Origin of the sequence: Cohaesibacter marisflavi, from assembly GCF_900115225.1 — a bacterium.
In the GTDB taxonomy this organism is placed as follows: Bacteria; Pseudomonadota; Alphaproteobacteria; order Rhizobiales; family Cohaesibacteraceae; genus Cohaesibacter; species Cohaesibacter marisflavi.
In genome coordinates this window covers 1-22,132 of the sequence record NZ_FOVR01000018.1, presented here as the reverse complement: position 1 = coordinate 22,132, position 22,132 = coordinate 1, and the positions used below count along the sequence as shown (strand labels likewise).

Here is a 22,132-nt window from a genome sequence, read left to right as displayed (position 1 = left end):
AGATGTAGCGGGGCATGCCTCAACGTTCCGTGCAGGAAATGCACGGGTCGATGCTATTCACGATGATTGCGATGTCGGCGACTTTGGCTTCCTTCAACATGAAGGTCAGAGCATCCCAGTTGGGATAGCTCGGAACGCGCCATTTCAGCCGCTCCGGTTCCGGTTCGTCATTTGTTTTCAGGTAGTAAACCAACTCGCCCCGAGGAGCCTCGGTGCGGGCGATCGCCTGCCCAGGCGGAATATAGGGATCGCCGCCATCGTTGATCGGTCCATCGGGCAGATGATCAAGGCATACCCACAGGATCTCTATGGAATTGACAGCTTCCTGAAGGCGGATCATGGCCCGAGACCAGACATCACAACCGTCCAGCACAGGAACCTCAACCGGCAGACGATCATAGACATGATAGGGCGCAGCCGTTCGTACGTCATACTGGATGTCGCTGGCCCGGGCCACCGGACCGACAACGCCGCAAGCAATCGCATCTTCGTGGGTGAGAATGCCAATCCCTCTGGTCCTGCGCAAAATGGAACCGTTGGTGCGGTAGGTCTTCTCCAGTTCACGGACATCGGGTTCGATCTTGTCCAATGCAGTCCGCATGAAGGCAATGGCCTCATCATCCATGTCGCATCGGGTGCCTCCAAGGCAGTGAGCCCCAAGATCCATGCGATTGCCGTAAACGGCTTCCTTGAGGTCCTGAGCCACTTCGCGCACCTGCATGGCATGCATGAACAGGGCTTCGAAGCCGACAAGATGAGCCAGAATGCCAACATTAAACAAGTGAGAGGCAACACGTTTGACCTCACCGGCGATAACACGCAAATATTGCGCCCGTTCCGGCACTTCCACCGCACCGATGGTCTCAGCCGCCATCGCAAGAGCCTCGGGGTGGCTGTTTGAACAGAGCGAGCAGATGCGCTCCGTCAGGATCATGTTCTGAAGAAGAGTACGTTTGGTCGCAAGATACTCCACGCCGCGATGAACATGACCGGCGTTGAGTTCCACATTTTCAATCGTCTCTCCCTTGACCGAAACACGAAAATACATAGGTTCTTCAAGCGCCACATGCAGGGGCCCAACGGGGATTTTATAGCTGCTGGCAACAGTATGCTCTGTCATGCTCATGCCTCCTTGGCTGCGGCCATGACCCGTGCCCATAACTCATCGGACGTGGACGCATTTGCCATCTGGGAGAAAGGGATCAACCGGTCGAGGACAGCCCCTTCGATGCTTTCGTCAAGGAACAGCCGTCTCGGATCGGGATGATTGGTAATGGTGACGGAATAGATCTCCATAATCTCCCGTTCTGGCCAATCGGCCGAGCGGAACAAGGGCGTGAGGGAGGCTATGGAACCGCCAGCGGGGAGAAAAGCGACGACATTCACATAGTCTCCACCCACGTCGAAGTGATAGACCAGCTCGTAGGAGGTGCCGTCTTGTGGCGTGCCCCCAAAACTCATGGGCTGCTCAGGCTCATTGGTTTCACCCGCAGCTGATTCATCCTCTTCGTCATCATTGTCGTCCTCCTCTTCTTCTGGAGCAGGAGGTTTGTTTGCCGAAACCATGGCCAGCCGGGCATGATAGCGTCGCAGGCATTCGCCCACGGATGTGAGATCATTCCTGTCGGCAAGTTCGCACCACATCACCGAAACGCCATGGGCGTCGGTCGTGGTGGTCAGGTTCACACCCTTTGGCGCGGCAGCGCTCAGACTGGTTTCAAAATTTTCAGGAAAACGTGTCATGACCGGCTCTTTCTTTCTCTGAGATATTTGCCTCGGCATTTCGGACAGAGCGAACGGAACTCGGCGACTTCTGCTTCGCTGAAGCCTTTGATCTTGTTAGCCGGAGCGGCGGTATAAAGAGCTGGCTTGCCACAGCTTGGGCATTCGTGACTTGGAATGACTCCATGTTCGACCATGCTGAATTTGTCTTGCTGGACATGAGCCAGATGCCAGTCCTGTGTTTGGTGAATGGCATTCGTCGGGCAGTGAAACTCGCAGTTGCCACAGAAAACGCAGCTGTCATGCCAGCAATCGAATTCCAGACCATTGGCGGTCTTGGTGAAGCGAATGGCGCCTGCCGGGCAGACCTTTTCGCATTTACGGCAACCTTCACAGGTTTCAGGATCAAACTCGATCTTGCCACGGAAACGTTTGGCCGTTGGCGCAGGCTCAAAGGGGAACGGGTCTGTGAAGGGCCCCTTTGTCAGATTATGCGCAAATAATTGCAGAAAATTCATATCTCTAGCCCTCCTCACATCCGCTCACGCCATATCTCGATTGCCTTGGCGACACCTTCAATGATGGCTTGAGGGCGTGGCGGACAGCCGGGAACATTGACGTCGACGGGGAAATACTGGTCGATCGGAGCTTTGACCGAATAGCTCTCGCGGAAGATGCCACCCGAGATCGGGCACACACCAACCGCCACCGTGACCTTGGGATCAGGGATCTCGTTGAACACCACCATCGCGGCGTCCATCACCTTGGTTGTCAGCGGTCCGGAAATCAGCACGATGTCAGCATGGCGTGGAGAGCCACAATATTGGCATCCTAGCCGTTCGATATCGTAACGCGGAATAAGTGCCGTCGTGGCCATCTCCACATCACAGCCGTTGCAGGAGCCAGCATTGATCCGATAGATCCATGGGGACTTTGTTGCAATCGACTTGAAGTCTGGGATCATATTCATCTTGTCTATCTCCTAGTCTCAGGCCACGACCGTGACGGTGACAACACTCGCGACAGCAAGCAGCAGAGGCCATTTCACGAAGAAACTGAACGCCTGATCAATCCGCATGCGCCCCATGGACAGACGCACGATGGTGACGCCGATTTCCATAAGCACGGCCAGTTGCACCAGCCAGCCAATAAGGCCCCAGATGCCGTCGAAGGGCAGCGGCATGAAGAGAGCGATGCCGAGGCTGAGAACGACCACCGCTTTAAGCGCAGACATGACCTTGAACAGCCCCAGCGCCGGCCCCGAATATTCAAGCAGCGGCCCTTCGAGTACTTCAGTTTCAGCTTCGGGGATGTCGAAGGGGATGATCCCCAGGTTAGCCGGAAAAAACAGGGCAAAGGCTGCAAGCGCTGGCCACATCACCGGGTCAAGCAGGAACATGCCATGGCTGCGCTGATAGGCAATGATGTCAACAAGCGAGAAGGTGATGACACCGCCCTGTCCCATGCCCGTGCGCAGGGCAACGGCCAACACCGCCAGCACAATCGGAGCCTCATAGGCGAGCATCAGCGTCATCTCTCGCGAGAAGCCAAGCGCCCCGTAGGGAGAAGTTGAAGCCGACCCTGCAATCATCAGCACGATGGCAGGAACCATCAGCAGGTAGAGCAGCACGATCAGGTTGCCCAGCATCGGATCAGGACTATAGAGCCCGGAAACCGGCACCAGAGCCACTGCTACCAGCATGGAGACGACACCGGCGAGCGGAGCTCCCAGAAAAACTGGCTGGCTTGCTGTGGCAGGCACCATCGTCCGTTTGAAGCTGAGCTTGACCAGATCAAAAAAGGGTTGTGCGAGAGGCGGCCCAATCCGCCCCTGAAGCCGGGCTGCGACACGCCGATCGAGGCCCTTGAGCGACAATCCCAATACCAGAGCGAACAGGCCGCCGGGGAACAGGAATACCGCAAGAAGAATACCGAGTTGCGTAGACATGGTTGTTCCCTTCCTTACGCTTGAGGTTCTGAGCCAAGGCCCTTGGGCATCAGCCCATGGATGGCGTTGTCCGGAGTTTCAAAGAGGCTGATGGCACCAAGGCGCGTCTGACCACCCGACAGATCGCCAACGCCGCAGACATGGGCGTTGGAGCGGACCACGCCACTCTTGCGCCCAAGCCGCAACCAAGGCAGCAGAATGAGGCCAAAGACCAGAACCAAGATGGAAAGCAGCACAGGGCTCCAGCCATCCGTTCCCGGCAGAGGACCCGTCAACGTGGCGGCAATCGGGGTCATGCCAAGGTCGTCCATGATCGCGGCAATCGGCACCAGAGCGAGGCCGGGAAAGAGACCGAGAGCCAGACTACCAAGGGTCAGAACACCCATTGGAACAAGCATGGCAACGGGAGCTTCCTCAGCGTCTTCAGCCCGCGGGTTTGGTGTTCCCATGAAGGCGGCATGGGCGAATTTGAGCACAGCAGCCAGTGTGAACAGACTGCCGATCATTGCCATGACACCAAGCAGCCAATGGCCAGACTGGAAGGATGCTTCAAAGATCATCCATTTCGAGCTGAAGCCATTAAGAGGCGGCACCCCGGCAAGAGACAAACCGGCAAAGAGGAACATACCGAAGGTCATGGGCATCTTGCGGCCAAGCCCACCCAGCTCATCCAGCATGGTGGCGTGACTGCGCACCATGATCGCACCAGCGACAAGGAACAGTGTATCCTTGAGCAGCATGTGATTGACGAAATGCAGCAACCCGCCAGCAACTCCGAGCGTTGTACCAAGGGAAAGCGCCAGTAGCACATAGCCAAGCTGAGAGACGGTGGAATAGATCAGCACCATCTTGATACTGTTCTGGATAACCGCCATCACACCCGCATAGACAATGGTGATGCCTGCAATGATCGAGATGGCATAAAGCAGGACCGGCTGCCCGGCGACCGTTCCACCGAGTTTGGCAAAGACGGCTACACCTCCGAAAGCGACAAACAGCTTCAGCACACCCCACGGACCGCTTTTCAGCAGAACCGCCGAAATGTAGCCTGATACAGGGGTCGGAGCTGCGGCCGGATGCATCTGATAGTCAATGCGCACCGGCAACTGAGCTGCTTTCATAACCATGCCGAGGAAGACCAACACGATAGCTGGCGCAATCGTGGCGACCGGCAGGGCAGCAAGCGCGTTACCCAAAGCGGCCAGGAGGAAAGTGCCGCTTTGGGCAGCGACCATCGTGACGCCAAGGAACAGGAGGGACGCGCCGATGGTGTTGAACAGGAAGTATTTGAACCCTTCTCTACGAGCGACTGCCGTTTCCTCATGGACGATTGCGGCCCAAAGAGCCCAGGCACTCATCAACTCCCAGAAAGCGAAGAAATTAAATAGATCAGCAGCTGCGGTCATGCCCAACAAACCAGCGATCATCACCAGAAAGGCGGCATAGAAGCGCGGCTGGGCATGACTGTGAGCGAGATAGACTGTGGTATGGAGCATGTTGAGTGCCCCGACCCCTGCGATAAGAAGCGCAAAGTAGAAAGAAAGCAGGTCATAACGATCCGCCTCATATTGGATGGCGGCAATGGCCAGCAGCAGCGTGACGACTGCCAGACGACCAGCCCATACCACCGAGAAACGCCCGGTGAACAGCACCAGAATGGCACCAATCATGACCAACCCTGCCGAAAGCGGCCATTGCATGACCAGATCAGGCACCATGGCCGGAACGAGACCAGCATTCGCCGCCAGTTGATTGCCAATCGGCATAATCAGATTGAGCTGATAGGTCGGCATCAGACCGCCAAAGAGGATGGCAGCAGCCAAAAGCCCCATGGCCAACAACATGGTGGCAGGCGCTTCTTTAACCTCGCAGATCGCTGCGGATGCAGGATGATAAAACAGAACGCTGATGACACGGGTATAGTAAACTACGCCGATGATACCACCTAAGAGAAGGATCACAGCAACCGCATACTGTCCGGCTTCCGCCGCAGCGTAGATCATTAGGAATTTCGATATGAAACCGGAGAAAGGCGGCAGCCCCATGAGGGCAACGCTACCAAGCGCATAAACTCCGGCGGTGATCGGCATCTTCTTGCCCAGCCCTGCCAAATCACTGATCTGGCGTAGTCCGGTGCGCATCATGAAAGCGCCCGCCGAATAGAAGAGAAGGGTTTTCATGACCGCATGATTGAGGACATGGAGCAGAGCGGCGTCCGTTGCCAGCGCTGTGCCGATTCCCAAAATTGCCGTGATTTCCCCCACCTGCGCCAATGTCGAAAAGGCAAGCATCCGCTTGAGTTCTTTCTCGAACAAAGCGCGGATCTCACCATAGAGCAAAGTGAAGCAACCAAGCACAATGAGCACGGTTTGCAGATCGATGCCATTGCCTGCAGCGCGAGCAATGCTTGATACACCAAACACACCGAACAGGATTTTGACAATTCCGAACAGACCGGCCTTGGTCAGGATGCCCGACAATGGACCGGAGACCGATGAAGGGGCTTGAGGATGCGCCAGGGGCAACCAGGCATGGAAAGGAACCATACCGGCTTTCACCGCAAAGCCGAGGAAAACTGCACCCGTAATGACCAGAGCGGCGACAGGGGCAACACCAGCGAAGCCTTCAGCTAGAGCGCTGAATTCAAATGAACCTATTTCTGCGTGGGCAACCAGCATACCGTAATGCATGAGATAAGCACCACCGGCACACATCACAAAATAGACCAAACCGGCTTTCAGCGCCTTCTGCGTTTGTTCGTGAATGACGAGGAAGTAGGACGTCCAGGTCATCAGTTCCCAATAGACATAGAAGTTGCCGAACTCATGCGCCGTGGTTAGCCCCAACATCGACCCGAGCATCAAGAAGGTGAAGAAGTAGTAACGGTTGACCCATTCCTGCTTTGCCAGATAGCCAATCGAATAGATAACCATGACTGCGATGATTCCGGCAAACAGCAGTGCAAACAATTTTGAGGTCGGATCAAGCGTTACATCCAGAGCAACCATGGCCACGCTGGCAATCGCAAGTGCCACGGCGGACAAATCGCGCAATCGGGCGGAAACACGCCCCAGCAGGAAAATTACGAAACCACCGATATAGGGTACCAGCACAAGCAACGCCCAAGGTGATTCAAACTCCGGTAGTCCCTCCAGACCTGCATAGCCAGCAAGGCTGGCTGCCCAATGTTCAACCGGGGCAGGAAAGACGCTGATCAGCGCAGCAGCAACGCTCAGCAGGCTTGCCAAAGGCATCGCCAGCGAGGGCGCTGGACGTAGCAGGATGCGGTGTCCTGATTTCTCAAAACAGATTTTTTGAATGAGGATCAGATAATAAACCGCAGCAATGATCGAAGCGAGAGTTCCAACTGCCGCAATGGCCCACTGCCCCTGCTCGATCGCCGCATAAAGAATGAGAAATTTGGAAAAGGATCCCTTGAACGGCGACAACCCCATGACTGAGAACATGCCAAAACCAAACAGGGTAGCAGCGAAAGGCATCCGTCGACCACTGCCTGCCAGATCTCTCAGCCAGATCGAAGCCGTCCGGCGGATAAGGTACCAGCCACTCACCAATACCAGCCCACGCATGACGAGTTGATAGGTAATATGCATATAGGCTCCGGTCTCACCGGCAGCACCACCGATACCGAATCCGATCAGAACATAACCGATTTCTGCGATTGTCGAGACGATGAAAACACGGACAGGATTCTTAAGGCTCAGCAGAGCCCCTATCTCGCCGCACAATAGAAAAATGGCCCCCATCCAGGCCAGACTCATCGGGTCCAGGGTCATCATTATTTTGGTCCTCCACTCAGGAGACCGGCTTTTCGGCGCGGGTCAGCAGCCATACCGGTTCCCCTTTTGGAGACCAATGTGCGCGTGCCAAACCAAGCGGTCTGTCACACGGACGACAAAGCAAAAAAAATATTTTGTAAGGTACCCGACAGTCAGTTTTTAAGCTACGGGCGCCAAACATATATTCAATAAAAAACTACTTTTTACTGTTCTTCACCGCATCTGTATATCATTGAATACGCTTTGACTTTCAGTCTAAAACGCAACTATCTTCAACCAACATTCAAAATGAATCAAAGTATGCTTTGCTAAACTAAAGGACTATTTTATGCACGAGCTATCTCTCTGCCAAAGCCTCATTCAACTTACAGAACGGATAGCGAATTCTTATAACGCCTCCAAAGTTATTGGCGTTACTGTGGAAATGGGAACCGCCGTAGCCATCGAGGAGGATACATTCCGGTTTTGCTTTGATGCGGTTGCGAACGACACGATTGCAGATGGCTCGAAGCTGACAATTGAATGGATAAGGCTGAAGTTGCAATGCCAGCTTTGTGGCAACAGCTACCATCCCACGTCACCGGTCATACCTGAACCCTGCCCCCAGTGTGGGTCGTTTGATACGAAATGCCTGTCTGGCCGCGAATTTACCGTCAAGCATATTGAAGTGGAGGAGAAAGCAAAGGAAATCGAGCTTCATTAATGCAAACCGGCAGGCGCCAGGCCCTCAGGTGTCAACTTTAAAGACAAAACGGTGTTGGGAGGCATCGAAATGAAGTCGACAAAGAAACCACCCCGCTCTCGTGATCTGAACGATTCCTTCGGACGCACGATCGATTATCTCCGCCTTTCTGTAACGGATCGATGCGATTTCCGCTGCTTTTACTGCATCGGAGACAAAGTCACCTTTCTGCCCAAACCAGATGTACTCAGCCTTGAAGAGTTGGACAGACTCTGCAGCCTGTTTATCGATCAAGGTGTCAGAAAGCTGAGATTAACCGGCGGAGAACCTCTTGTACGCAGAGGCATCCTGACGCTCATCAGCGACCTCTCACGTCATCTCGAAAGCGGACGCCTTAGAGAAATAACACTAACAACCAATGGCTCCCAACTTGCCAAGATGGCCACGGCATTGGCCAACCTTGGAGTAATGCGCATCAACATATCGCTTGATACCTTGAGGGCTGAGCGCTTCACGCGGATCACAGGCAAGCCCCGCTTTGCACAAGTGCTCGATGGCATCGAAACTGCTTTGAAAGCCGGGATAAAACTCAAGGTCAACACCGTAGCCCTCAAAGGTGTCAATGATGATGAATTTGATGACCTCATCCGCTTTTGCCACGAGCGAGAAATGGATCTTACAATCATTGAGACCATGCCCATGGGGGGGCTGCTCTTGGAACGGCCAGATGTCTATCTGCCTCTCAGTGAAGTACAGGAACAGCTCACGGACAGATGGTCGCTGATAAAAACCGATCACCGCTCTAGCGGACCGGCCAGCTACTTTACCGTGGGAGAAACCGGTGGGCGGGTCGGTTTCATCGCCCCCATGACACATAATTTCTGCGACAGCTGCAACCGGGTACGCCTGAGTTGCACAGGCATTCTCTATACATGCCTCGGCCGCAATAATGCCACCAACCTGCGCACGCCCCTACGCACATCCCAAGACGATGCCCCCATTATCAAGACTATCCGCAAAGCCATCGCCAATAAGCCCGAGGGACACGATTTCAACATCAAAAAAGACCGGAATTATCCCGTGCTAGAGCGCCAGATGTCAGTCACGGGGGGCTAGGCCTGTCCATGCCAGTTTCCCTGACCGAGAAATAATCCCAATCGCCAGCCACGCAACCCAGCTCCGCAGGACATACCACAATGAACGAAACAGTCGCCTCTCTATTCGAACAAAGCCAGTTCCATATGGCGGATATCACCAGAAAAGCCCCCAGCTTCCGACGCGCGATAGCCACAGGGCGCATTTTTGTGGGGTCCGTCGGCTTCGCCCGCATCAAGGATCGGACATTGCCCAAGGGCGATGCCTTGAAACTGGCAGAGATTGCTGGCGTGCAAGGGGCGAAGCTGGCTTGGCAACAAATCCCTATGTGCCACCCACTCCTTCTGGATCATGTTGCCGTGCTTCCCGAATTGGATAAAGAGAGTCAAAGCATTATCGTCTATGCCAGCGTAGCAACCACAGCCAAGACCGGCGTTGAAATGGAAGCCATGGCAGCCGTCAATGCGGCATTGCTGACAATCTATGACTTGACAAAACCCGTTAACCCGGCTCTTACGATCACCCAAGCCCGCCTTGTCATGAAAGAAGGCGGCAAGCGCGGCGTTTGGATACACCCCGATGGTGTGCCCCCGGCGCTTCAGTCGCTAATACCGAAGGAAGGGTCCCTACCGCTTGAGGGCCGAACAGCCGCAGTCATAACCCTGAGCGACAGGGCCTATGCGGGAAGCTATGAAGACTATTCCGGCCCAGCCCTTGCATCCCGACTGGAACAGGCCGGATGCCAGGTATCATCCCGCAGCATCTTGCCTGATGACGCAGACCTGCTTGAAAAGGCAATCAAGGCCTTGGTCGGAACGGTCCATCTCATCATGACAACAGGCGGCACCGGCGTCGCACCGAGAGATGTTACCCCGCAAGTCATATCAAGGATTGGCGGCATTGCTGTCCCCGGTCTCGGCGAGGTATTGCGCAGCAGTGCGGCTGCTCATGTCCCAACCTCTTGGCTCAGCCGATCGACGGCCATAATCCTTGAAAAAACACTGATCATAGCCCTGCCCGGCAGCCTTGGCGGCGTAAATGACGGCATGAAGGCGCTCTCCCCTCTTCTGCCCCACGCGCTTGATCTGATTGACAATAAAAAGCCAGCCCATACCCATGATCACTCTCATGAGTACGGTCATAATATTATGGAGGAAAGCAAATGATTTCCTATAGCGAAGCCCTCAAGCGGCTTTTGCATTGCGCCCCGCTCCCCACCACAAGCCTGCCCATTCAGCAAGCATGTGGCTTTGTTACTGCTGATCGCATTACCAGTCCCCAGAGCGTTCCGCCTTTCACAAATTCCAGTATGGACGGTTTCGCCATCCGCTCCGAGGAATTGGCCACAGCAACCCCAAATGCTCCTGTCATTCTGACAATTGTCGGATCGACAGCAGCAGGAGAAAGCCCGGCAAACGCCAAAGGGGGCACATGGGAGATCATGACCGGCGCAGCTCTACCGCAAGGGTATGATGCCGTCGTCAAGATCGAGGATGTGGAATGTGTCGGAGACCGGGTGCGGTTCACCGCACCGATTGGCAAGGGCGAGAATGTCCGCCTTGCCGGCCAGGATTTCAATTTGGGCGATGTCGTTGTCTCTCCGGGCGACATCATCGGTCCTGCACAGATCATGGCGCTTGCTGCCGTAGGGCAAAAAAATGTGACAGTCCATCGTAAACCTTCCATCACCCTTCTCAATACAGGCAAGGAGCTGGTTCAGAATACGGACATACCACTGAAGCCGGGACAGATCCGCGATGCAAGCGGCCCTTATCTGATGACAATGCTCGAAGCGCTCAGATATGGCGCCAACTATGGCGGGCTAGTTCCTGACGATGACAAGCTCTTCCGCGCCCGTTTGGAAGACATATTGGCAGAAGGTGCTGCGGATGTAGTCATTTCCACCGGAGCAGTTTCTGCTGGCAAATTTGATTTCATCCCCGACATTTTACGTACCCTTGGAGCCGAGATCGTTTTTCATAAGGTCACCAATCGCCCCGGCAAACCAGTACTCTACGCGCGCTTTGCCAACGGCATTCATTATCTCGGCCTTCCGGGTAATCCGGTTTCCACCGCCGTCGGGTCGCGATTCTTCGCCCTGCCGCTCTTTCGTCACTTGCAGGCTTTGCCCGAAGAAAAGCCCTTGATGGCCAGACTCCTGACGCAGACGCGCAAAGTTCAGGGTCTGCGTTTCTTTTGCAAAGCCCACGCTTCTGTATCCGAGGACCAATCCTTGCAAGTGGAAGTATTCGATGGTCAGGAATCTTTCAGAATCAAACCGATGCTTCAGGCCAACTGCTGGGCAGTCTTTGACGAAGACAGAAGCGAGATTGCTCCTGGAGAAACAGTCGCCATCTATCCGCTCATGCCAGACAGATGGATGCTGCGCCCCCTTTACGCATGAGGACACAATCTATGAACATTACCATCCAATGCTTCGGTGCCTTTCGCCCCTTCGGTGAGGCGCTTTTAATTTCCGTTTCCCATGGAGCAACCGTTGCTGACTTACACGGCTTGTTCCTCAAAAAGCTGAAAGAAATCGATCCCTCCTTCGACAATCCAATATTGATAGACAATAGCCGCTTCGCAACGGAAACCACGCTTCTGGCCTCCTCGACCCTACTTGAAGAGGGTATGCAGCTAGCCGTCATTCCCCCTGTATCCGGAGGTTAGAAATGAACAACATTCTCGTAGATATCTGCTCCATAGACCAGCAACCGCCCGATGCTTTGCAAGCTCTCACCTTTGTAGCCCGCGCCCCGAATGGAGCCGAAAGCCTGTTCGTCGGTTCCGTACGCGAGACCAACAAAGGAAAAGAGGTTCTTGGTATCAGTTATGACGTCTTCGACCCGCTGGCCAAACAATCCTTCCTCGAAATTTGCAAGGAAGCCCAGTCGCATTGGGGAACGGACCTTTGCCTTTATGTGGCCCATGCCAAAGGCCGTGTGGATGTCTGCGGGACCAGCATCGTTATCGCAGTAGGTTCTCCCCATCGCGATGCCGCCTTTGAAGCCTGCCGCTATGTCATTGACCAGATCAAGCATCGCTCTCCAGTCTGGAAACTGGAGCATTATGCCGATGGTGACAGTGACTGGGTTCAAGGCAATGCGATCAGTGCCAATGCACATAGTGGGAAAGACGATTGCGACTCAACCACCAAGGGAGGAGCCCGTGAAGCTGCGCATTGATGGCCAGCAGGTCCATTTCAGGATCGACAAGAGCGAGCTGACACGCCTTTGTCTGGGCGCATCCCTAAACCAGTGCATCCACTTTCCGAATGGGCGAGGTTTGACGGTCAGTGTCCTGACAGGACGTTCGACATCCCCGATGCAACTGATTTTCGACAATGACGTCATGCAACTGCTCGTCGACAGGGGCTCTGCCTATGACTTGCTCAAGGCTTTGCCCCGTAAGGAAGGAATAGCGACCCATCAACCCTTCAATTCAGATCAGCGCATGGAGATCATCCTGGATGTTGACTTGAGGTTTCAGAACTATCCGGGAAAAGACCATGAATGGGCTTGAAAGACAGCGCTACAATAGAAATATCCTGCTCCCAGAGATCGGAACAGCGGGACAGGAAACACTCTTGGCCTCTCGCGTGCTCGTTGTTGGAGCTGGCGGTCTAGGGTCACCTCTCCTCTTGTATCTTGCTGCAGCTGGAGTTGGACATCTGGGTATTATCGATGATGATCTGGTAAGCCTGTCCAATCTGCAAAGACAAATCTTGCACGCAACGGAAGACCTCGACAGGCCTAAGGTGACCAGCGCTCTGGAAACACTGTCATCGCTGAACCCGGGCATCCATGTCACGCCTTACAATGAACGACTGACAGAACAGAACGTCCACCCATTGGCACATCAATATGATCTGGTTGTTGTCGCTTGCGACAATTTCGAAACGCGAACCATCGTTAATGCCGCCTGCATGCACCAGAAAAAGCCGATGCTCACTGCCGCCGTTTCAGGATTCTCTGGTCAAATTTATACCTTCAAGCCCTATCTTGGCAGCGCATGCTATCGATGTATCTATCCCAACCTTCCCACATCAAACCTCGTACCCCCATTAGCCTCCAATGCCTTTGAAGATGGCATTCTCGGCAGCGTAGCAGGCGTATTGGGAAGCTGGCTTTCAACGGAAGTCGTAAAGGAATTGCTGAATATAGGAGAGAGCCTAGCTGGCCAGATTCTTATTTTGGATGTATTGCGCAATAACTTCCGCAAATTGCACATTCCGAGAGATCCTGTATGCTCTTTCTGCAGGAAATCACAAACGGACTGAATGCCCAGCAATATCCAAAACTGGGCCCAACGAATACCATCGAGAATTGGAAGGCTTTTGCTATTGTCAAATCAGCAAACTCAATTCTCCGCAACCACAAGAAGAGCCTGTCGTACAAATTATATTCTTTTTTGAGAGCAGTTGGTGCGATCGCTATATCACTTCGAAATCCTATTCTAAAATAATCGCAAAGTAATAATCAGTGCATGAAGAAATATGAAGTCCCACCGTATTCCCTTTTAGCTGACGAGATCAGCTAATCTGAAACCATTTGCTAACGCCCACATATCACAAAGACGACCTAAAACTGCCGTTCGTCGGGCTCCATCCCAGAAGCCTACTTCCCCATTCCGAACATTCGATTGAAGCGCAAATATTTTTAACCGGTCGAGGTCAGCAGAGCGAACCTTTAAGACCTTCGTTGCGGTATCGAAATTTTATGGTGGCAGGGTGATCTTCGGGCAAAACTGGCGGATTGCTGACATTTCCGGCTGATGCGAGATCTGTGGTGCCTCCGGTCAAAGCTGCCATTCATGGGGGTTGCAATTGGATAGCGCAGCATGAAATCAGGCCAAACCCACTTATAAAAAAGATATAATCTGTTCAGATGAACCGAGCCACTTCTGCACACCCTATACGAGGATCTCCCAACCACGGATAACAACAAATCCCCTGTTCGGCTGATCTGATTGGAGCGTGCCGACAAAGAGCCTGCGATTCATCCATGCCCAACGACCCTCTGGAGCCAGCACATGAATTCTGGAGGCGGCATAGCGTTTAGGTTGCGCCTCAGTGTCCATCACGACCTCGTTCTCGATCCCCAGAACCGTTCCGTCTTCAACCTGCATTTCGTATGTCGCACTGAGCTGCTTGACACCATCGGCACGCAACAATTGCCGGTCTGCACCGCGCGGTAACACGATGCCTTTGAGATCAGGATGCTCTGCCCCTCCTCGAAACAAGCCACCAGTGATCGGAATGATGAAGCGTTGCCCAAGAGGCGTAGTCCCCAAGTTCTCGCGGGGTGCGACAGTAACGACAGCTTCCCAGGTGAGCCTCATATCAGGTTTTTGAACGCCATGCTCTGAGAGAGCCCCCAAAAGAGTTTCATCTGACAGCATCTTAGTCTCTCGCTTATTCGTTCGTGGCTTTCCTCTCACGCCAGAGGGGCAAGGCAGGTAAGGATGTCTTTGCTGCTTTCCAGCGCACTGCAGGCTGAAGAGATTTCCGCCTGCCGAGCAGATAGCTTCGCCCAAGTCAGACAATCGGAAAGCTTTGCCTCTTTTTGACCGGCGTTAAGCGCTTTGGAGCCGTTGCCGACAAGATCGTGTTGAACGTGCTGCAAGATCTTGCCATCTGCAAGCGTGACCGTAATTTTGTTGGGCATGTTAGGGCCTTCAGGCCCCATTGGCACTGCTACTCGCCGGACTTTTTCAAAATGAGTTCTGAGGGGCGTTGAAGCCAGCGCCTCCGCCGTGAAGTCGAACAGGGAGAGTGACCCTTTTTGTACCATCAGCAGAACGGGATAGCTCAGACTGAAGCGCGCTTCTGCTTCTGTTTTGGGCGCATCATAGCGTAGATTACGTGCCAGCATATCCGGCAGTTCGACTGATATTTCGGCGATATCTTCCAGTCCAAAGCCATGGGCATTGATCATGGTTTCAATACCGTCAAGCGCTCGATGAGAGGCCGCGCAACACGGAAATCGTTTGACCATCAGGCCGGTATCCAACAGTGCCCACCGCATGCCCAAACCGTCGATATCGAAGTCTTTGCCATTGCCATTGTAAAGCTCGGCAAAGCTCCATGGACCCGTTGCGAATGCCTCTTTTGCGCCGAGCCCGGATTTGGCAAGCATGGCTGCGGTCACAGCAGCGCGAGCGGCCAGACCAGCATGGGTTGGTTTGGCCTGACTGCCGAATTGAAGTTTGGACCCCGCCGCCTGCGAAAAGGCAAGGCTCATGGCATGTGCGATGCCTTCGGATCCGGCTCCCATAAGCCAGGCACATGCACCAGCTGCACCAATTGTGCCCAGAGTTGACGTTGCGTGCCAGCCTGCTCGATAGTGATCGGGATGCATGACGTGACCGATGCGTGCCTGCAGCTCGATGCCAATGATGTAGGCGGTAAGCAGATGCTTTCCGGCAACAGGCTCAAGACCGGAGGCCATTGCCAGAAGGGAAGGAACCAGTACCGCGCTGGCATGCGCCATAGAGGGCGCAAAATTATCATCAAAATCAAGAGCATGCGCCGCAGTTCCATTGACGAGCGCGGCGCCTGCCATGCTGAGCGAACGCCCCATGCCCCAAAGGGCTGCATGTCCTGCACCATGAGAAAGCTCGGCAGCTTTTGCGACCGCGCGGGTTGCTTCATCTTCACGCCCGGCCAAAGCGCAAGCCAACGTGTCAGCCATAGCGTCAGACGCCCGTTCCATAAGAGCGGAGTCGTCGATTGCCTCAATCCCTGCAGCCCAAACAGAGAGGGCAACGATCCCATTCAATTCACTTTGATCCGTTGACATCTCAGCCCAACTCCACTTGCACGAGGTTCAGCCAATAGGAAACACCAAACGGAATGATTTCATCATTGAAATCGAATTTGGGCGTATGAACAAAGGCGGATTCTTCGCCGTTGCCCAGACAAATATAAGCGCCTGCGCATTTCTCAAGCATGAAGGCGAAATCCTCGCTCGCTCCTACGCGCTCGGCCTCGGGGTTTACGCTGTCAGCTCCCACAGAGGCCGTGGCAGCTGCAACCGCCTTGATCGTTTCCGCCTTGTGATTGACCAGAGAGGGATAACGACGGATGAAATTATAGTCCGCAGCGCAATTATGCATTTGAGCCGCACTCTGCGCCAATTCGCCAATGCGCAACTCAACCAGATCGCGGGTTTCAGGTTTGAAGGTACGAGCCGTTCCGCGAACAAATACATCGGCGGGAATAATGTTCGGACTCATGGCATCGCCTGCACTGATGTGTCCGACACTGATGACAGCAGAATCAAAGCTTTCGACATTTCGGGCTGCAATTGTCGAGAGAGAAGTCAAAAAGGTTCCCAGTGCCATGGTCGGATCGGTACCTTTGTGTGGCATGGCACCATGTCCACCCGTGCCGCGCAAATGCAATTCCCAAGTGTCACCGGCTGACATCATCGGACCAGAGCGGATGAAAAATTCACCAGACTTGGTCTTGGGCATATTGTGCATCCCGTAGACTGCATCACATGGGAACAGGTCGAACAGGCCTTCCTCGATCATCACGCGACCGCCGCCGACGCCTTCTTCTCCGGGCTGGAAGATGAAATGCACAGTTCCTGCGAAATCCGGATTTTGCGCAAGCTTCTCGGCTGCTCCCAGAAGCATTGCCGTGTGACCATCATGTCCGCACGCATGCATCTTGCCAGGAACGTTTGAGCTGTAGCTTTTGTCGGTTTCTTCAGTGATAAACAACGCGTCCATATCAGCGCGCAAGCCGATCGTCCGTTCACCAGCAAGACGCCCCTTAAGGGTGCCTACAACACCAGTTTTGGCAAGACCGCGATGAATCTGAAGGCCGAGATTCTCAAGAAATTCAGCGACCAGATCGGAAGTTTTGACTTCCTCGAAGGCAGTTTCAGGGTGGCTGTGAATCTGTTGACGAATGGACGTAATGCGAGAAAGGAAATCTTTGTCGGCAGCAAGAGTCGTTGCTTCAATCTGTTTCATGGGGAGTGCTTTTGTCATTCAGATCAGTTCGTATTGGAAGCTCTGCGAGCGTGGAGAAGGTGCGTGCCAAGCCGTGAAACAGGGTGACCACTATGAAGATGGGCACACTGATAGCCACGAAAATCAAAGGCATCGGAATAGTTTCTGCCACCATCGTTGTGTTACGCGAAAGAAAGCCACGCGTGAAATTGGCTCCGGGTCCGAAAAAGCAGTACCAGAGAATGGGTGTCAGAAAGACAAGAACCGCGATTGCACGGACAAGTGCAGTTGCAAGCCGTAGCCAGCGAGGAAATGTCTCGGGAATTTTGGACAAAGACGGGTCAAAATTCTCATGAAACGAAGCACTGGCACCAAGCAGTCCCACCCACACCATTGCATAGCGTGCCATTTCTTCCGTCCATGCTGGCGGAGAGGCAAAGCCATAGCGTGCAATGACCTGCAAGCAGATCATTGCAACCATGAGGACAAGGAACAGGCAAGCGAAGGCCATCGTTATGCGGTTTATACGCAGACTGATGCCATTCAATCTTTTAGAGAGTGACACTAGCATGGTTTTACCCTTTCCGAGTTAGGCTGCCTGTTCATCATATTTTATTTGAGGGCTGTCTGGATCTTTTCGATGACGTCTTTGTCACCAACTTCTGTCCAGATCGCTGTTGCGGCCTTCACGAACTTCTCGCGTTCGCCTGGTTCCAACGGATTGACGCTTACGCCAAGATCCGCCAGCTGATTGATTGCAGCGGCTCCATATTCGGCCGACCATGCGCGGTTGGCAGCAAGGGCTTTATCATACGCCTCATCTACCCAGCCGCGCTCTTCGTCGGTCAATGCATCATACCAATCTTTTGACATCAGGATTACACGAGCGACCGGCATAGCATCAAGCGGAGTGAACTGCTTTAGCATGTCCGTATGACGCGCCTTGATCGCGGAAGAGGGTGGGTTGAAATAACCTTGTGCTACTCCGGTCTGAAGGGCGTTTGGCACTTCTGCAAAGCTCACAATTGTGCCTTTGGCTCCCCAGCTTTCAAAAAACTTGATCTGATCGCCGTTCTGGGCACGCAGACGCACGCCTTTCAGGTCAGACATCTTGGTGGCCGGAATGTCAGTCGTGAAGATGCCAACAAGACCGCCGCGCATATTGAAGCCCGGGACGCGAACGCCATATTTGGCAGCATCTTCATTGATTGATTCAAGAATGCTCGATTTTGCAATGACATCATCCCATTGCTTTTCACTCTGGAATAGGAAAGGCAGATAAAGCGAAGGGGCGCTCTTTGACATCTTGAACAGCACTGCCGGGCTACCCAGATCGATTTCAATGAGGCCCTGGCTTGTCTGGTCGAGGCGCTCGTCTTCCTTACCAAGAGTTCCGTTTGGATGGATTGTTACGTCCACGCCGTGTTCTGCGATCGTATCCTTGAAAGTCTTGGCAAAGACATATTCGCCGTCGACGCTGGCGTCTTCAGGGCCTGCAAAAGCTATATTGATCGGATCCATAGCAAGTGATGGACCGGCAAGGAAGACTGACAGGGCAACAGAGGCCAAAAGTGTTTTGAATTTCATGGATTGGTTCCTTAGTCTGGACAGGTTTTTTGTTTGGATTTTTCTGGGAAATTAGGTCAGCAACCCAAGGTAACGCGGGAGCGCGAGGGTCAGCTCTGGTATAAAGATCAGTGCTCCAAGCAAAATCAGTTCTGCGACCAGGAATGGGAAGACGCCTCGTACAAGACGCCAATAGTCCATCTTCAGAACCGTTGCGAGAATAAGCAGCACGCCGCCCAATGGAGGCGTCAACAGGCCAACGGTGAGATTGAAGCCGATCAGGATGCCCATGTGGGTAGGATCAACACCGAGCAGAATCGCTGGTGGAATGAGCAAGGGGCCCAAAAGAGCGAGCGCAGCCTTCACATCCATCAACATACCGGCAAAAAGAAAGATCACGTTGAGCATGAGCAGATATTGGGTCTTGCTGAGGTCCATCTCCTTGATGAGAGCGACCAACGCCTGAGGCAGTTGTTCAATGGACATGAGATACCCAAAGGTGGCGATAGCAACCAGAATAATGAAGACAGCACCGGTCAGCACTGCGGTACGTTCAAGAGCGATGAGAATATCATGGGGTTTTAGGCGACCATAATACCAGCCAACGAGAATGGCCGTTACTGATGCCAGACCGGCAGCTTCTGCCGGCGTCATAAAACCCATCAGAATCCCACTCATGATAATTACCGGCAAAGACAGTGCGGGAAGTGCGTCTAACAGCGCAGGAAAGAAGCGCGGAATTTCAGCTCCTCGTCCACCCGGATGGTCGTAACGATGGGCGAGAATAGCGTTGATGACCATAAGAACGGCAGCAAGCAGCAACCCCGGAACGATGCCGCCTGCAAACAGAGCAACAACCGAAGTATTCATCAGTGCGCCATAAAAAATGAGAATCACAGATGGAGGAATGATCGGGCCAATGATTGATGAGGCCGCAGTGACTGCGGCGGCATAATCCTTATCATACCCCTGCTTTTCCATTTCCGGGACCAGAGTATTGCCTAAAGCTGCGGCATCTGCCGTCGCAGAACCAGAGACTCCAGCAAAGAACACGGATGTCATGATATTTACATGTCCTAGACCGCCCTTGAAGCGCCCCATAATCGACATTGAAAATTTGATCAGGGCTTCGGTTACGCCACCTCTGTTCATCAATTCACCTGTCAGAATGAACAGTGGCATCGCTAGAAAAGCGAAGACATTGAGCTGCCCCATCACACGCTGTGGCAACGCGGCGAGAAAGCGCGCGTGATCTTCCGTTACGAAAGCAATGACCGATGCACTTCCCACGAAATAGGCAATGCCCGCGCCTGACATGATGGCGGCGAATAAAAACAACAGAGGAATGATTGGCATGCTGCTTGTCTCCTTTACACCATCTAAAGAAGCAAGCGGAATGTGAAGTCAAACTTAAAATTTGCTGCATGTGATAGCAATTTGCTATATAGTAAATTGTAATGGTAAGCCTTTTTTCGCTTTCGATGTCAGTGGATTTGAATAATTTTTGAGCAAATACAACTTTGCACAATGTTTGACCAAATTATGTCTCTCTCAAAATCGGGATGTGCCTTCAGTGAAACGCTCTCTAAACTATCAACGCATCAAGATCTTTCGCGTCATTTATGAGGTTGGAAGCATCCGTCAGGCCGCCCGAAGACTTGGACTATCTCAGCCGACGGTGAGCCGACATATCGCTGTGCTTGAAGACGAGTTGGGCTTTGCACTGTTTGCAAGGGAGAAGGGACGAACGGAACCTACATGGGAAGCTCAGCGCTTTTATTCAGAAACCACCGGCCTCATTGAGGGCATAGAAAGAGTAGAGAATAATGTCGAGGCTATCCGTGTCGGTGAAGGGGAGGCTTTGCGCATCATGTCGGCGACTTCAGTGGCCTTTGAACTTCTACCGAAGGCGCTTGAAATTTGGCGGCGAAAGGTTCCAAGAACGGAAGTTACAGTTGATAGCGGTCGGGCCATCGAGCAAATCAGAGCCATCCGCTCGGGGTTTATTGATGTGGGGTTGGCCGGCTCAGTTCAGCCACAAGCAGGACTGCGCATTACCACACTGCGAGAAGAAAAACTGGTTGCGATTATGCCATCTACGCACCCCTTGGCGAGTAGAGAGTTCGTCGATCTTGAAGATTTCGCTATCTATCCAAGTGTTTTGCTCAGCCCGCATGCCCCTATTGGTCACACAGTCATGCAAGCGTTCGAGCGGGCCAATGTGACGCCAAACAAGATCATGACTTCCTTTGCCCCATCCTTTGCCATCGGTTTGGTCAAAGCACTTAAGTGCATCAGTATTGTCGATTCCTTGGTTTACAGGGCATTGGCCAATGAACACGTTACGGCCCGTCCGGTTTCAACCAAGCTGTGCTTCGATATGGTTTTTATCGAAAATGAAAATACCCCCCAACGGAGAATTGTAGAAGCGTTCAAAGATGCAATGAAAGAAGCGATGGGATAAGTCTCTCCAAATCTCACTTCCGTACTATCGGATGCCTTCTGGGTTTACTATGTACATCATAGCTTGAAAGATTCGGGTCTGCATTCGCAATGGTGCCCGCGGCACGCTTCTTCAATGTCGTCGATCTGGTCAATAAACTGGATAATGAAGCAAGGGCTGATCGACAAGGGCGTACCGCCGATTTGATCTCTCGTCTCGACTTCCTGATCCTGGATGAGCTGGGCTATCTGAATTGCCCCTAGAATTGTAGACACCTTGTCCCCTAAAAGAGCTATTGTCAATTCTGGTGTTTGAAGCTTTTCAAGCAGCGGCCTTTTGTTGGTTTGACGGCTTGATGCCGTTGACGAAGTCGACGCCTTCAATGACGTCAGCGAGATGAGCGAAGCCACGAAGCTTTCGCCAGTTTTTCTCGGCGCATTGGCCGAGTTTGAACATCATATGCAGCATACCTTCTCTGCTCAGGCTTCCCTTTGTTCGCTTGGTGCGATGGCGGATGGTGGCAAAAGCGCTCTCAATCGGATTTGATGTGCGGATACTCTGCCAATGCTGAGCGGGAAAGTCGAAGAATGTCAGGAGTTCTGAGCGATCCTTGATCAAGCATTCAACTGCCCTGGGGTATTTGGCCTCATAGCTTTCGATGAACAGGTCAAAAGAGAGATTGGCATCCTCACGGGTCTCTGCCTGCCAAATATCATGCAGCATTTTCTTGGCCTTGGGCTGGGATCGCTTGGGCAGATAATTGAGCACGTTTGCCGTTTTATGGACCCAACAGCGTTGCTGACGGGTGGATGGAAATATCTCTTCCAGCGCCGCCCAGAATCCCATGGCTCCGTCGTGGCCAATTTCGGTGCCTTGAGGCCATGCTTTTGAAGGCCCAGCAGAACCTCTCG

At 53.2% G+C, this 22,132-nt stretch carries 21 protein-coding genes and 2 pseudogenes; 10 read left to right on the top strand and 13 right to left on the bottom strand.

Features of this window, described 5'->3' with window-relative positions; translation table 11 throughout:
* Positions 1–19 precede the first annotated feature (19 nt).
* From BM258_RS21910 to BM258_RS21885, 6 genes are read right to left on the bottom strand one after another with little or no spacing between them, the layout of a single operon-like run.
* On the bottom strand, positions 20–1,120 hold the full coding sequence (locus BM258_RS21910) for a hydrogenase large subunit (RefSeq protein WP_210186847.1): 1,101 nt from the start codon (positions 1,118–1,120) through the stop codon (positions 20–22).
* A gap of 2 nt (positions 1,121–1,122) precedes the next feature.
* The gene (locus tag BM258_RS21905; protein WP_175528212.1) at positions 1,123–1,743 is read right to left on the bottom strand and encodes an NADH-quinone oxidoreductase subunit C; all 621 of its coding nucleotides are present in this window, start codon (positions 1,741–1,743) and stop codon (positions 1,123–1,125) included.
* Positions 1,740–2,240 carry a 4Fe-4S dicluster domain-containing protein gene (locus tag BM258_RS21900; protein ID WP_090075383.1) on the bottom strand — a complete coding sequence of 167 codons (501 nt, stop codon included), beginning with the start codon at positions 2,238–2,240 and terminating at the stop codon, positions 1,740–1,742. The genes BM258_RS21905 and BM258_RS21900 overlap by 4 nt, the downstream gene beginning before the upstream one ends.
* 14 nt (positions 2,241–2,254) lie before the next feature.
* The gene (locus tag BM258_RS21895) at positions 2,255–2,692 is read right to left on the bottom strand and encodes an NADH-quinone oxidoreductase subunit B family protein (protein WP_175528211.1); all 438 of its coding nucleotides are present in this window, start codon (positions 2,690–2,692) and stop codon (positions 2,255–2,257) included.
* Between the two features lie 18 nt (positions 2,693–2,710).
* Positions 2,711–3,670, bottom strand: a complete 960-nt coding sequence (locus tag BM258_RS21890) for a respiratory chain complex I subunit 1 family protein (protein WP_090075381.1) — start codon at positions 3,668–3,670, stop codon at positions 2,711–2,713.
* Between the two features lie 14 nt (positions 3,671–3,684).
* On the bottom strand, positions 3,685–7,470 hold the full coding sequence (locus tag BM258_RS21885) for a proton-conducting transporter transmembrane domain-containing protein (RefSeq protein ID WP_090075380.1): 3,786 nt from the start codon (positions 7,468–7,470) through the stop codon (positions 3,685–3,687).
* A 328-nt stretch (positions 7,471–7,798) separates the two neighbouring features.
* Here BM258_RS21885 and hypA point away from each other — a divergent pair, with 328 nt between their 5' ends.
* The 8 genes from hypA (at position 7,799) to BM258_RS21845 (ending at position 13,529) form a co-directional block, all read left to right on the top strand.
* Entirely contained in the window at positions 7,799–8,173 is a 375-nt protein-coding gene (gene hypA, locus BM258_RS21880; protein ID WP_090075379.1) for a hydrogenase maturation nickel metallochaperone HypA, read from the top strand.
* Positions 8,174–8,242: 69 nt separating this feature from the next.
* Entirely contained in the window at positions 8,243–9,268 is a 1,026-nt protein-coding gene (moaA, locus tag BM258_RS21875; protein ID WP_090075436.1) for a GTP 3',8-cyclase MoaA, read from the top strand.
* Positions 9,269–9,348: 80 nt separating this feature from the next.
* A complete protein-coding gene (gene moaCB, locus BM258_RS21870) occupies positions 9,349–10,413 on the top strand; it encodes a bifunctional molybdenum cofactor biosynthesis protein MoaC/MoaB (protein ID WP_090075378.1) in 1,065 nt (354 codons plus the stop codon).
* Complete coding sequence (locus BM258_RS21865; RefSeq protein WP_090075377.1) at positions 10,410–11,651, top strand: molybdopterin molybdotransferase MoeA; 1,242 nt, start codon at positions 10,410–10,412, stop codon at positions 11,649–11,651. Before moaCB ends, BM258_RS21865 begins: the two co-directional genes overlap by 4 nt.
* 11 nt (positions 11,652–11,662) lie before the next feature.
* On the top strand, positions 11,663–11,920 hold the full coding sequence (locus tag BM258_RS21860; RefSeq protein ID WP_090075376.1) for a MoaD/ThiS family protein: 258 nt from the start codon (positions 11,663–11,665) through the stop codon (positions 11,918–11,920).
* A gap of 2 nt (positions 11,921–11,922) precedes the next feature.
* Positions 11,923–12,435: a molybdopterin synthase catalytic subunit gene (locus tag BM258_RS21855; RefSeq protein ID WP_090075375.1), complete on the top strand. Its 513-nt coding sequence runs from the start codon at positions 11,923–11,925 to the stop codon at positions 12,433–12,435.
* Positions 12,419–12,772, top strand: a complete 354-nt coding sequence (locus BM258_RS21850; protein ID WP_090075374.1) for a DUF7009 family protein — start codon at positions 12,419–12,421, stop codon at positions 12,770–12,772. Before BM258_RS21855 ends, BM258_RS21850 begins: the two co-directional genes overlap by 17 nt.
* Positions 12,759–13,529 carry a HesA/MoeB/ThiF family protein gene (locus BM258_RS21845; RefSeq protein ID WP_090075373.1) on the top strand — a complete coding sequence of 257 codons (771 nt, stop codon included), beginning with the start codon at positions 12,759–12,761 and terminating at the stop codon, positions 13,527–13,529. The genes BM258_RS21850 and BM258_RS21845 overlap by 14 nt, the downstream gene beginning before the upstream one ends.
* A 632-nt stretch (positions 13,530–14,161) precedes the next feature.
* Here BM258_RS21845 and BM258_RS21840 read toward each other — a convergent pair.
* From BM258_RS21840 to BM258_RS21815, 6 genes are read right to left on the bottom strand one after another with little or no spacing between them, the layout of a single operon-like run.
* Complete coding sequence (locus BM258_RS21840; RefSeq protein ID WP_090075372.1) at positions 14,162–14,650, bottom strand: DUF3237 family protein; 489 nt, start codon at positions 14,648–14,650, stop codon at positions 14,162–14,164.
* 35 nt (positions 14,651–14,685) lie between these two features.
* On the bottom strand, positions 14,686–16,050 hold the full coding sequence (locus tag BM258_RS21835) for an MmgE/PrpD family protein (protein WP_090075371.1): 1,365 nt from the start codon (positions 16,048–16,050) through the stop codon (positions 14,686–14,688).
* A 1-nt stretch (position 16,051) separates the two neighbouring features.
* On the bottom strand, positions 16,052–17,233 hold the full coding sequence (locus BM258_RS21830; protein WP_090075370.1) for a M20 aminoacylase family protein: 1,182 nt from the start codon (positions 17,231–17,233) through the stop codon (positions 16,052–16,054).
* Positions 17,220–17,783, bottom strand: a complete 564-nt coding sequence (locus BM258_RS21825) for a TRAP transporter small permease (RefSeq protein ID WP_210186846.1) — start codon at positions 17,781–17,783, stop codon at positions 17,220–17,222. The genes BM258_RS21830 and BM258_RS21825 overlap by 14 nt, the downstream gene beginning before the upstream one ends.
* Positions 17,784–17,824: 41 nt before the next feature.
* Positions 17,825–18,799 (bottom strand): TRAP transporter substrate-binding protein, encoded by a 975-nt coding sequence (locus BM258_RS21820; RefSeq protein WP_090075369.1) that lies wholly within the window; start codon positions 18,797–18,799, stop codon positions 17,825–17,827.
* A 51-nt stretch (positions 18,800–18,850) separates the two neighbouring features.
* A complete protein-coding gene (locus tag BM258_RS21815; RefSeq protein ID WP_090075368.1) occupies positions 18,851–20,134 on the bottom strand; it encodes a TRAP transporter large permease in 1,284 nt (427 codons plus the stop codon).
* A 217-nt stretch (positions 20,135–20,351) separates the two neighbouring features.
* Between BM258_RS21815 and BM258_RS21810 the strand changes: the two genes are divergently transcribed.
* Entirely contained in the window at positions 20,352–21,242 is an 891-nt protein-coding gene (locus tag BM258_RS21810) for a LysR family transcriptional regulator (RefSeq protein ID WP_175528210.1), read from the top strand.
* Between the two features lie 73 nt (positions 21,243–21,315).
* Positions 21,316–21,472 (top strand): annotated as a pseudogene (locus BM258_RS21805) (ATP-binding protein); the annotation flags it as partial.
* Between the two features lie 70 nt (positions 21,473–21,542).
* Here the strand turns inward: BM258_RS21805 and BM258_RS21800 are convergent.
* A pseudogene (locus BM258_RS21800) lies at positions 21,543–22,132 on the bottom strand (IS256 family transposase); the annotation flags it as partial.